This window comes from Bartonella sp. B10 (assembly GCF_053794435.1).
The window spans coordinates 185563-198907 of record NZ_CP200030.1; the positions used below are offsets into that span (position 1 = coordinate 185563).

At 34.1% G+C, this 13345-nt stretch carries 7 protein-coding genes; 4 read left to right on the plus strand and 3 right to left on the minus strand.

Annotated features, from left to right (window positions below):
• Positions 1–102: 102 nt before the first annotated feature.
• On the minus strand, positions 103–5574 hold the full coding sequence (gene bafA / locus V3565_RS00820; protein ID WP_455478452.1) for a BafA family autotransporter: 5472 nt from the start codon (positions 5572–5574) through the stop codon (positions 103–105).
• Between the two features lie 550 nt (positions 5575–6124).
• Here bafA and V3565_RS00825 point away from each other — a divergent pair.
• The gene (locus V3565_RS00825) at positions 6125–7414 is read left to right on the plus strand and encodes an MFS transporter (protein ID WP_455478453.1); all 1290 of its coding nucleotides are present in this window, start codon (positions 6125–6127) and stop codon (positions 7412–7414) included.
• Here V3565_RS00825 and V3565_RS00830 read toward each other — a convergent pair.
• Positions 7407–7676: a hypothetical protein gene (locus V3565_RS00830; protein WP_455478454.1), complete on the minus strand. Its 270-nt coding sequence runs from the start codon at positions 7674–7676 to the stop codon at positions 7407–7409. The genes V3565_RS00825 and V3565_RS00830 overlap by 8 nt on opposite strands.
• A gap of 163 nt (positions 7677–7839) precedes the next feature.
• Positions 7840–8286, minus strand: a complete 447-nt coding sequence (locus V3565_RS00835) for a DNA polymerase III subunit chi (protein ID WP_455478455.1) — start codon at positions 8284–8286, stop codon at positions 7840–7842.
• Positions 8287–8709: 423 nt separating this feature from the next.
• Between V3565_RS00835 and lptF the strand changes: the two genes are divergently transcribed.
• Genes lptF through V3565_RS00850 form a run of 3 tightly spaced genes read left to right on the plus strand, consistent with a single transcriptional unit; the run spans position 8710 to position 13328 of the window.
• A complete protein-coding gene (lptF, locus tag V3565_RS00840; protein WP_455478456.1) occupies positions 8710–9900 on the plus strand; it encodes an LPS export ABC transporter permease LptF in 1191 nt (396 codons plus the stop codon).
• Positions 9897–10988, plus strand: coding sequence for an LptF/LptG family permease (locus tag V3565_RS00845; RefSeq protein WP_455478457.1), 1092 nt, complete (start codon positions 9897–9899; stop codon positions 10986–10988). The genes lptF and V3565_RS00845 overlap by 4 nt, the downstream gene beginning before the upstream one ends.
• On the plus strand, positions 10989–13328 hold the full coding sequence (locus tag V3565_RS00850; protein ID WP_455478458.1) for an LPS-assembly protein LptD: 2340 nt from the start codon (positions 10989–10991) through the stop codon (positions 13326–13328).
• The last annotated feature ends 17 nt before the right edge of the window (positions 13329–13345 follow it).

Genomic DNA, 13345 nt, shown 5'->3' on the forward strand with positions numbered 1-13345 from the left:
CTTTTTTATCTGTTGTTTTCAAAAAAGACGTCATCTAGTAATTGAATGTTTAATTTGTCAACAATCGTATTTATAAAGACAACTAAAATACAAGACACATTATTAGAAGCTATAGCGTAGTCCCAGAATTCCTTGAAGAGACTGCTTAGTCTTATGTCCTTTGAGATAATGAGCTTCTGCATAAAGCTGTAGTTTATCACTAACAGAACTGCTTAAACCGACTCCTAACTTACCAGAATTTCCAGATAAATCTGTAGTAAATTTATGCTGTTGATTAATTGTTGTATGGTTGTGCTCTATATTTTCACGTAGCCAAGCAGCTGTAACGTAAGCTAAAGATGGAGTATCCATACCAGATCCAAATTCATACCCCAAAGATAATCCAACCTCGCTACGTAATGAAGTCGATGGACTTATATCACCCATCATTCCATTAGAAAGCTTGACTTCTTTGCCTTTAACTTGCAACCACGATAATTGTGCATAAGGCTGCATCCAACTACTCTGCGATACCTTACAACGATAACCGACCTCAAACGATGTGCCAATTGCCCATCGATCATAATCTCCTTGAATAGAAAGACCATTCGTTGAAACAGCCTGCAGATTATTTTGATAATGATTATATTTTAAAACACCATCCAAATACCATCCACTATGATTAAAATAAGTTGCATAAGTTCCAATGCTATAACTGGTTATATCACTTGTACCGCCTCGAGAATGAGCAATATGTGCTCTATTATAACTGCCAAAACCACCAATATAAAGCTCTCCATTGACGAGTGAATTGAGAGCATTCATACCCAATACTAAACCTGTCTGATTAAGCTTAAAATCTGTATGTCCTGTAGAAAGCTGTTCTTTGTTCTTAATTGCATATGTCCATAGGGTAGAATTTCTCTTATTTCTATCTAAAATGCCTTTACCAATACGGATACTTTGCAACTCACTATTGAAAATAAGCTCCGGAGTTACTGCCATAGATAAAACTGCATCAGTTGATGGAGTAGTCAAAAGGTCAGAAGTTAATAACTCCTGCATCAATTGAGGAGAAAGATCATCCTGATGATTGGAATCATCAACAATCTGATTGTCCAAAGATGGAGAAGATGAAGAAGTAGCAGACTGATGATTCCCATTCAAAGACCGGTGACTATCTCTTGGAGATGACACCTCAACAACATTATTTGCTGAAGATGCAACAGATGAAGAAATAGGAGGCTGCCTTCTTCGACCAGAACGCTGATTGCTACTCATTAAATCTGATGAATCAACAGATTCTCCTTTAGGAGAAACAACAGTGGAAGACATCAAAACAGGAGAATTAGCACTTAAATGCCGAGGAAATCTACCCTTATGTGGAAAATTATTAATAAATACTGGAGACAAATACCAAATTTTTTCCTCTTTATTTTTATCCTGCTTCTGTTTTAAGCCATACGTATAGGTTCCACCATCAACAATTCCAATTTTTGCACCAGAAAAATTTTGCAAAGTAAAATGAGCTTTCCCACTTTGATCAACAATTAAATCAAGATTTATTGAAGTAGGATCAACAATTTCAATGCCTGAATCTATAACGCTTACTGTATGATAACCGCTACCATTCTTAATAAAGAGGTAATCACCTTTTCCTTCTGCCATGCTAACATTAAAGTCAAAATGAATGCTACCTGAAAGATTATCAACATAAAGACGAGAATAGTACAAATTAGACTCAGCAGAACTAAAAATAACTCTCCCTACACCATTTAACATTTGAATCTTCGCACTTTTATCATCAAATTCACTAGAAACAGAATATAATAAAGACTCATCTCCATCTAAATTTATATTTTCTGCGGTAGTTTGATGAATATCTTCTCCAGTGTACAGATGGAGTTGTCCAGAATTATGAACGGTTACCTCTCCTCCTAACGTTGCACCAGCAAAAACCAATGAATTGCCCCCACCTTCTATTGTTAAATTTTTTACATATCCACCAGTATGAACTTCTTGCACAGCACGAGCATGCAAAACAACAGTGTCTGCCACACCCCCTGCTAAAATACGCTGCACACCACCAGCAAAAATTTCAGTATCGACAGCTAAACCACCATTTTTTAAAGAAAAATCATCATCGTCTGCGAACCATTTAGCAAGATTTTGTACTCCTCCACTCATAATTTTTGTTTTTACAACCATCCCATCATCATACACACTCTGCTGTCCCAATGTTTCACCCTGACCGTAAATCGTGGTATTATAAGCACTGCTACCCATAATACCGCCATTCACATAGCTATCCCCAAAAACAATCTGATTACCACCATATACTTCAACCTCCACAGCGACCCCTCCTCCCTCTACTCTTTGTTGACCACCTTCATAAACAATAGTACGATTTGAGACCCCTTGTTCGCTGATAACCTCAAAACCACCACTCTCAATCGTAGTATTCTGACTGAAACCACCTGCTTCAACGTAAATCGTGCCAGCTCCATGAACTGCGTTGTTGACAGAGCGATTAGGAACACCTGCTTCTCCATAATCGGAAATACGAACTGTTTGACCATCGCTAAGCATAAAATTTTGCAAAATTAATTTATCCTCGTTAACATTAAAATCATTTAAATAATTTATATGAGAGCCAACTACAAAATTTCTTGAAGTTACAACATTCTCTTGTGGCTCAAGAGATTCATCTGTAGGTAAAACCATATTAGATGGAATAATTGAAGGGATAGAAACATTATTTACAGGAGATAAATACCAAATTTTTCCCCCATCATCGTTTTTATGCTTTAAATCATAAGTATAGACTCCCACATCAACAGCACTAATCTGTTCGCCAGAAAAATCCACTAAAGTAAAATGAGCCCCTCCACTTTGATCTGTGATTAAATCAAAATCAGCAATAAAATTATGCTCTGATGAAAAAGAATTATTAATTTCAATACCAGAATCTATAATGCTTACCATGTGATAACCTGCACCTTTTTTAATAAAAAGGGAGTCACCACGGTTTTCCGCAAAATTGAAATTAAGCCTAAACTTTAAATTACCTGAAAGATCGTCTATATAAAGCTTAGAGTAATGCGGATTAAATATTGTAGAAGTGAAAATAACACTACCATCACCGCTTAAATTCTCAATCAAAGAACTTTCACCATCAACATTAGAAGCAATAGAGTATAGTTTAGCATCTTTTCCATTTAAAATAATTTTTTCTACTTCAGTACGAGACCGAGAAGCACCAGAATAAAGATAAATCTGTCCAGAATCATTGACCGTTGTGCTTCCTTCTAATGTTGCACCATGATGTAACCATGATTTTGCTTGACCACTAATCGTTAAATCTTTTACGTATCCGCCCAAATCTATTTTTTGAATAGCAGTTCCAGATAAAGCAACACCAAAAGCCTCGCCCCCCAATAAGACATTCTGCTCGCCCCCAGAAAAAACTTGGGTATTAAATGCAGAAGCCCCATAATCTTCCTTGTTAAAATCAAAATCTTCTATATACAGGTTCTGTATCCCTCCCTCCATGATTTGCGTGTTAAAAACCAACCCACCATCATACACATTTTGGTATCCTAGCGCTTGATCTTGACCAGCAATTACAGTGCCATCAGCACTGCTTCTCACAATTTCTCCTTGCACAATCATCCTCCCAAAAACAAACTGCTCACCTCCATAAATTTTAGTTCCTTCAGCTTTTCCTCCATCTTCAATCCTTTGTTGCCCATCACTATAAACAGAAGTATCATGTGAAAGCCCCTGTTTCTTAACAATCTCAACACCGCCACTCTCAATTTTGGTATATAGATTAAAACCACCATTATAAATATAGAGCTTTCCACCCTCTCGAACCGTATTATTAATCGAAGATTCTTTATTACTATGACTACTGTCATAGCCTACTTCACCATAAAAACCAAAGTCAGGATCAGCAATATAAACGACTTTACCCTTATCAATGGTAAGCTCTGTTAAAATACCAGTAGAAAGAGCAGTTGATACATTATCTGTTGACGAATTAATGGAATTATAAACCAGAGAATTTTCTTCATTATCAATGGCATAATTTGCACTTAAATACCAAATTTTACCATGATTCTTATTTTTTCTGTATTTCAAGCTGTACATGTAAGTTCCAGCATCAACGGTGCTTATTTTTTCACCAAAAGCATTCGTCAAAGTAAAATGAGCTCCCCCGCTACGATCAGAAATCAATTTAAGATTTTTGGGAGCAAAATTTGTAATTTCAATACCAGAATCGACAACACTTATTGTATGATAACCTTCACCACTTTTTTTAATGGAAAGATAATCGCCACGCTGCTCAGCAAAACTGACATTAAAATCAAAATGTAAGTTACCGGATAGATTATCAATATTAAGCTGTGAATAATATCTGTCAGATCTAGGAACAGTAAAAACAACTCGACCACTTCCACTTAATTTTTTGATATTAATGTGAGTTTTTTTGCTATCAGTTCCTGTAGCAATAGAGTACAATTTGGTATTTTCTCCATTTAAGATGAGACTTTCCACTTCAGCAGTATATTTATCATCACCAGCATAAATATAGATGCTCCCAAAATCGTTAATGTTTGTGTCTTCAGCCAATATTGCACCAGCATGTAACCATGATTTTGCTTGATCATTAATTGTTAAACTATCCACATATCCATTATCATATATCTCCTGAGTAGCGTTATTATATAAAACAACTTCACTTGCCTTACCTCCTGCAAAGATATATTGTGTACCGTTCTTAAAAACCTCAGTACCAAGCGCAGCAGCACCATCACTTAATGTAAATTCATCATCCTCTTCACCACCAAGACTCTGTACACCTCCTTTCATAATCTTTGTATTAAAAGCCATTCCACCACTGTACACAATCTGTGTACCTAGATCATAGTCCTGACCATAAATTACAGTATCATAAGCACTGCTACTGACTGTCTTGCCATTAATACTATTTTCTCCAAAAATAGTCTGTTCACCACCATAGATTTGAACCTTATCTGTACTTGCACCACTTTCAACAATTTGTTTTCCACCTTTTTTAATAATAGCATATTCTGAGGTACTGAAATTTTGAACGAATTCAACACCACCACTTTCAATTGTGGTATCCCTACTAATGCTTGCCTCATCAACGTAAAGCTTTCCACCAGCTTTAACCGTATTATTGATGGAATAACCTCCATGTTTATAATTGAAGCCATTCACCTTTTTACCGGAAGTCTCAGAATTATAATCAGCAATATAAACAACAGTATTATTATCGATTATTGAATTCGTCAGTACCTCAAAGGACAGGCTTTCTATTCCCCCTTCTTCTAACAACCCATTTTCTTCTATTATCTGTTGATTAAGTATCCTTTTTGAACCATCTGCTTTTTCTTTTAGTCCTTTCACTTCCGGTAATAACTTTCTAATTTTTCCTAGCGGTTCACTTACTTCAATGGGTATTAGTGGGCTCCCTCCTAGAAACGTTGCCCTATCTGCATTCGCAACCTTTATCAAAAAACTACTAGTCATTAACGCCCAACAACTGAGTCTCAATTTGCGTTGCATTATCTATACTCCACGGTTGCAAATAGAAAATACCACCCAGTCTTACATTTGCTAGAATGGCTAGTCACATTGCACAAAGACATTAAGTGCACTAAAATCCAACTAATTGGATATTTCGTACATATTTTAAAATTTATTTTGAATTAAAAATAGAAAATTGTTTTTAATACAACCAAAAAGTGTTTTAATTACATGTATCGAATATTTTTTAACGTCTTAGGAGTAACAAATATCAATATATAAAACTAAGACTTGTTCAAAAACCAACAAAAATAATCCTAACATTAAAAGGATAGGTAATACCAAATTAGAAAGATTTTCTTGTTCACGAACAGTACACTTCTATCTTCAATGATATTAAATAGCATCTTTACTTAATTCAATTCAGATGTATCTATAGTGCCATTATCCATGCTTGTGTCACCTTATTAATTATTTTGAATTCACTGGATTATAAGAATATCGACTCGACACTGATCTGAAATTTTTATAATTATGAAATTTGGTTTCATAATTTAGTTTGTTATATACTGAAAGGGACATTCTATCCATGTCTATAAGCTCAGAAAAACAAAGTGTAAGTAAAAAAAATTCAACGAGAAGAATTTTATTTGCAAGTCTCATTGGTCCCACAATTGAGTACTTCGATTTTTATGTTTTTGGAACTGCTGCAGCTCTTATATTTCCCTATATATTCTTTCCAACTCAAAACAGCCACCTTGCTATTTTACAATCTTTCCTTGTCTTTGGAGCAGCGTTTTTTGCGCGCCCACTTGGATCAGTTGTTTTTGGGCATTTTGGTGATAAAATTGGACGAAAAGCAACGCTTATCGCATCTCTCTTCACAGTGGGTATATCAACTGTTCTCATTGGTATTTTACCTACCTATGAAACAGCTGGTTGGTGGGCGCCATTCTTTTTAACGATATGTCGTATTGGTCAAGGAATGGGACTAGGAGGTGAATGGGGGGGGGCTGTTCTACTCGCAACAGAAAATGCACCACCAGAAAAACGTGGTTGGTATGCAATGTTTCCCCAATTAGGCGTGCCAATTGGCTTGTGTTTATCTATTTCAGTTTATTTAGGTTTATTAAACTACTTCGATCATGATGAACTTTTAGCATGGGGATGGCGTATCCCTTTCATTGCTTCAATCGCTTTTATGATTGTGGGATTATGGATTCGTCTTTCGATTAATGAAACAATTGAATTCAAAAAAACTCTTGAGCGTAAGGAGCGTGTCAAAGTACCTATAATAGATGTATTCCTGAAATATCAAAGAATCGTATTTCTTGGAACATTTGCTGGTATGACAACATTTGTTTTATTCTATTTGGTTACGACATACTTATTAAGCTATGCAACAAACCGTTTGGGATTGTCATTTAATCAAGCTCTTCAAGTAGAAATAATCGGTGCTATTTTCTGCGGAATTTTTACCGTCTTAACAGGAAGATTTTCCGATCGTATTAAGAGAAGGACTTTAATGATTTGTGTTACAATAATAACCGGTATTTATTCTTTATCAATTCCATATCTCTTAGATTCTGGAATTGTTGGGATCTTTATGATATCCATAATTGGCCTATCAATCATGGGAATGGCATATAGTCCGCTTGGTGCTGTTTTAGCTTCACCATACCCGACATCAATTCGATACACTGGTTCTTCTGTAACCTTCAATTTAGCTGGTATTGTGGGAGCATCTCTTGCGCCTTATATTGCTGAGTATCTAGTGCAACATTTTGGTGCTTCTTATATCGGTCATTATTTGCTTCTTTCTTCTTTTATTTCATTGATCTGCTTTGTTGGATTTACGGAGGATGAAATATCTAACTAGATGCCATAAAGAAAAAGAATAAAATGAGAGCTGGTGGTATAAACGCCACCAGTTTTATTTTCAAGGGTATTGGTTTTGGTATACTTAGCCACAATATTCCAGTAAACAGTACACTCAGAAAAAAGAACAAAATATCTGCTATATTGCTGATATAAGCGACATGAAACATTTGTGATAAAATATGTGTTGTGCCTAACCATGAAACGCAAAAAAAAGCCAACATAACAGCCAATAAAATAATTAAAATCCGATCAATAATCATTATCATTCCGTTCTATTTAATCTTTTTGATTGTAAAGTGTATTGTTATTTCTTCTAACGAAAAATCATAACAGCAACCCTACACCCCCTATTCTTTCGCAAGAAAAAATGCTGGATATCATTCCTGTGAATCCATAAAATCAAAACAACAGACGCCATGCGTATTAAACCCGTTTTTCCCAACAGAAATCTTTAGTTTGCTGCCAATAGGTTAAATTATGATTTTCCATTTTATATTTTTTCCACTGCGTACGAATAAGATCTAACTGCTCATCATTTCTACCATCAAATATTACTACAATCCGTTGATAAGAATTGATATCAGAACAAATCGCTCCCTCTGTGAGAAAACGTATTTTTGCGTCGTTTGGATTTTCCTGCCCTGTAGTAAGAAATACAGGCTGAAAATTTGAATATTTATCGCTCTCAGTTCCATGCCCAATAAATGACTCATCAGAATAAACCCATAAATGCGTATCTATAGCATCACATCGCTCTTTATTCACACATTGTATTGTTACTTTTCCAAAACGTGTCATCGCACGTTCTACAAGCGTTGGTATAACATCTTCTAATGTTGACCGAATCAAATTATAAAAAAGAATGTCCACCCTCTTATTCCTCATAGTCTTTTATAAAAAACAACATCCTTTGAAAAAATCTCTATATCCTTAACACGAAAAGTAACTACCTAAAGTATAATGAGTCGTCTTTTTTATATTGTATATAGAATTTTTATTCTACATACCTGATAAAGACAGAAGAAGATAAACTCTCCTTCTATGCTGATGAAAAAGATTTATAAAACTGTTTTCTAGTATTTCTATATACACCACACTTGAAAATATCATACGATGATGGCAAAATGAGCCGAAATCATTGAACAATCTTCTCGTACTGAGAGAATAAAAATGCGCACGCATTATACATATGTGGTATTTAAGGACAGTTTTTAAATTTTTATCGTACTTCTTAACTCAAAGCACTCTAGAATATCTGCCTTTTAGTTTAGAATTGGAGATAATACCCAATTTATGCGTATCATTGAATTATATATCCTAAAGCGTGTTTTTATTTTATTTAGTGCTATAACGATTGTAGTGTCTTGTATAATTTGGATAGTGCAAATTCTTGCAAAAATTAACTTTTTTATAACTAATAGACAAACACTCTTAACAGTTTTGCATTTTTCACTTTCATTAGCTCCTTCGGTTATTTCCATTGTCATTCCATTCGCATTAATAATTGCGATTACAACCACCCTTTCGAACATGAACCAAGAATCAGAACTGACTATTATCAGTGCTTCTGGCTTTCCTAAAAATACTATTTGGAAACCGATTCTTCTTCTCTCTATTGTTGCATCATTTGCGTCCTTTTTTATAACCAATTTTGTTGCACCTCAAGCACGTCTTAATATGCGACAAGTGCTAGCAAATACCCATTCTGATTTTATTAACGTTTTTATCCATAAAGACGGTTTTCAAAAGTTAGCAGATAACCTTTACATAGAAATTGGTGAAAAAAATCTAGATGGAACTATCGGACGTCTTTTCATCGCAGACCAGCGCGATCAAAAGATTGATATTTTTTATTATGCTACAACAGCATCCATGGTTAGAGATAAAAATAAAAATTTTTTAATCCTAAATAACGGTGAAATAGCAAGAGTTAACCATCAAAATAATAGCGTTTCAATTATTCAATTTAGCTCATATACCTTTAACTTAGGTGAATTTATCCCCAGTAACAAAACACTGACGATCTATCCAAAAGATAGACCTATTTCTTATTTGCTGAATCCTAATCCCGAAGATCCTCACTATCAAAATAAACCACTTCAATATAAAGCTGAATTACACCGAAGATTGACAGGATGGCTATATCCAATTGTTTTTGCATTAATTGCAATATCAATGGCAGGAGATGTACGCTCACACCGACAAGCACAAATATCTATAAACTTTTCTACGATAGCTTTTTCTTTATTTATCTATTGTATTGGATATCTTTTCGCTGAAAAAGCAAAAAATAATCTTGCATACATTCCTCTACTTTATATTACACCGATAGGAATAAGTACATTAACTTTGTTCATGCTTTTTACAAACCGTAGGATTGATATCTTCGCAAAATTTAACGAGATTATTCAAGTATTATTCCAGAAAATGATAAACAAATTTAAATATCAAAAATCTCAATATCCTTCGGATGATATATTATGATTGGATGGACGCTTGGATGGTATTTTTTTGTACGTTACCTTAAAACAACATGTTGTTTTTTATTAGGAATTTTTTTTCTTGTTCTTTTAATTGATTTTTCAGAAAATTCTGGACGACTTGCATATCTTCCTAATTATACAGCAAAATATGCACTTCTTATCTCACTTCTGCGTATCCCTTTTATCATGCAACAAATTATTCCCTTCATTGCATTATTCTCTGCAATGACAATGCTATCTTCATTTAATAGAAAATTTGAGTTTGTCATAACTCGTTCAGTTGGTGTTTCTGTATGGCAATTTCTCATGCCAGCCTGTGTTGGAGCTTTTCTTTTAGGATTATTCTCAATTTTTTTTATTAACCCACTTGCCGCGTGGGGAGCTTGCAAAGCAGAAAAAATAATGGCTAAATGGCACAGTAATAATGCGCAAACATCTTTTCATGATATACGCATCCCATGGTTAACACAACATACGAATTCTGGTAGAATAACCATCGGTGCTAAATCAATAACAGACCAAGGACGCTGCCTTATCGATGCAACCTTTATACAGTACAATAATGATGCAACAGTCGAAAATTGGATTAATACCAAAAAAGCAACATTGACAAATGGTTTTTGGTTATTAAAAAATGGAGTAATCTATAAAATAGGAAATCCTCCTAAACAATTTGATGAATTTCAGATGAAAACAAATCTAAAACCTGAGTTTTTAACTGAAAACTTAGAAAATCCCGCAACTATCCCATTTTATCAATTGCCAACAAAAATTATGATTGCACGCTCATTTGGTCATTCTGCAAATAATTTGAATATGTATTTACAATCATTGATTGCATTACCTGCGTTACTGGTAGCAATGACTCTCATTGCAGCAACTGTATCTTTAAAATTTATGCGCTTTGGACAATCCAGAATTTTAATTCTTTGCGGTATAATATATGGATTTACACTCTATACCATTTCCGTACTTATTCAAGCTTTTGGTAATGATGGATATATTCCACCAGTAATCGCTGCTTGGATACCAGTTATTATTTCATTACTTTTAGGAATCTCCTTTTTACTTTACAAAGAGGATGGTTAGATGACATCCTTAATGAGTGGAAGAATAATTTTAACAAAAATAAAGTCTCTCATTCTAAAGAGCGTTATCATTTCTATATTTGGTGTATTTTTATCCTTTTATATATTCGAGAAAAACCTCCATGCCATCGCAAAAAACTCTGTTCAAGATCTGATACCCCCTTTATTTTTATCTGCAGATGAACTTATTTATAATCGCGATTCGGATACCATTTCTGCCCAAGGAAATGTCCAAATCAAATATAATGGAAATAAAGTTTTTGCCCCAAAAGTAACTTACAATCAAAAAACAAGACGTATTATAGCGCAAGGAAATGTTAAAATTATTCAAAAAAATGGTAATAAAATCTATTCTAATCAAATTGATATAACCCAAGATTTTGGAGAAGGCTTTATAAGCTCTTTACGCATAGATACAGTCGATAACGTACATTTTTCAGCAAAAAATGCTATACGTAGTAACAATCAAACAATAACTTTCAATAATGCTGCCTACACAGCGTGCGGGTTCTGCTTTTATAGACCAGACAAGGAAGTTTTGTGGAAAATTAAAGCAAGAAAAATCATATGGAACAACACAATCAAAACAATTCGGTTTGAAAATAGCCGTTTTGAATTTTTTGGTATACCTATTATACAATTATCAACTTTTGAGCTCGATGATCCATCTGTACATCGTGCGAATGGTTTCCTTTCTCCTCATTTTTTTTATGATAATAAGCTTGGTATAGGTATAAAGAATTCCTATTTTTGGAATCTTGCACCTTATTACGATTTGACACTTTCTTCTACCGTATATACTCAGCAAGGGTTTCTAACTGAAGGTGAATGGCGCCAACGTTTTAAAACTGGCAATTATAACATTCGCTTCGCCCACATAAATCAAATAAAGCCTCATCACTTTGATAATGATACGATTGATGCACAGCATACAAACCGTTATATGCTTGAAACAAAGGGAGACTTTCGTGTTAATTCACGCTGGACTTATGGATGGGATATTCTTGCACAATCTGATCGGAATTTTAGCCACACTTATAAGCTTAAAAATTATGACGATCCTACAAATATTTCTCAGATTTATGTAAATGGCCTTGCAGGTAAAAATAAATTTGACATGCATTTATACCATTTCAATGTTCTAAATTTCATATTGAATGATAACTATCATAAACACCCATCTCAACAAACATGGATTCTACCTTATATTGATTATTCTTTCATACCAAATAAACCAATTTATTCTGGAATGCTTACCTTTCATAGCAATATGCAATCAATTTATCACCGTCACAATGACTCCAATTTTTCTTATCGAAATAGTCATCCAATTGAGGAGTCCCATATTTCTAGTATTACTGAGAACATTTCACGTTTAACAAATGAATTAGAATGGAAAAAACACTTCAAGGCGTACAGTGGATTCATATTAACCTCTATCCTCGCTTTACGTGCTGACGTAATAAAAAAAAGTACACACCAAGCCCATATTTTTAATATGGAAAATAGCACTTCATCCGCTGTCCGTGGTATAGCAACTTTCGGCTTAGAAGTGCGATATCCCTTGCTCATTACATCTAATAACTCTACACATATTGTGGAACCCACAGCGCAAATTTTTATACGCAATAATGAGCGCTATATCAAACATATCCAAAATAAATACACACAAAACGTTTTATTTGATGCAACCTCTCTATTTCAGCGAAACAAATTTTATGGTTATGACCGTGTAGAAGGTGGAACAAGAGCTAATATAGGTATAAGATATTTTGGAAATCTTAATAATAATTGGTCTCTTTATGGTCTTATTGGACAATCTTTCCATCTTGCAGGGAAAAATTCTTTTACAAAAAAAGATTTTATTAATGTAGATGCTGACTCTGGTCTTGAAACAAGACGTTCAGACTATGTTGCAATGTTTCATGCAAATCATAAAAGTGATTTTTCTTTTAAAGCTCGTGGACGTTTTGATAAAAATACAGGAACAATCCACCGTAGCGAAATTGAAGCATCACAAAAATGGAAAAAATTCTCTGTATCCTTGCAATATGCATATATCCCCAATCAACTAAATTATGGATATAGACAAGATCATAAAGAAATTTCTTTTCAAACTAGTGTTAAATTAGCAAATTATTGGTCTATTGATAGCAGCATAGATTACGACTTAGTATCTGATACGTTTATTAAGCAAGGAATTGACTTGAATTATACGAATGAATGTTTTAGTTTAAAATTCGGTTATCAAAGAGCAATTATTTCAGAGAAAAAAACACCTTTACAAAGTTTTAATTTTTCTCTTTCATTGCGTACAATTACAGATATCGGAAAGAAGTAAATATTTCAAGTAGTCAA

Bases quoted from the DNA above. Each gene is read 5' to 3' on its own strand.
- V3565_RS00845 (WP_455478457.1), top strand. From the start codon at position 9,897: ATGATTGGATGGACGCTTGGATGGTATTTTTTTGTACGTTACCTTAAA.
- V3565_RS00850 (WP_455478458.1), top strand. From the start codon at position 10,989: ATGACATCCTTAATGAGTGGAAGAATAATTTTAACAAAAATAAAGTCT.
- V3565_RS00830 (WP_455478454.1), bottom strand. From the start codon at position 7,676: ATGATTATTGATCGGATTTTAATTATTTTATTGGCTGTTATGTTGGCT.
- V3565_RS00825 (WP_455478453.1), top strand. From the start codon at position 6,125: ATGTCTATAAGCTCAGAAAAACAAAGTGTAAGTAAAAAAAATTCAACG.
- bafA (WP_455478452.1), bottom strand. From the start codon at position 5,574: ATGCAACGCAAATTGAGACTCAGTTGTTGGGCGTTAATGACTAGTAGT.
- lptF (WP_455478456.1), top strand. From the start codon at position 8,710: ATGCGTATCATTGAATTATATATCCTAAAGCGTGTTTTTATTTTATTT.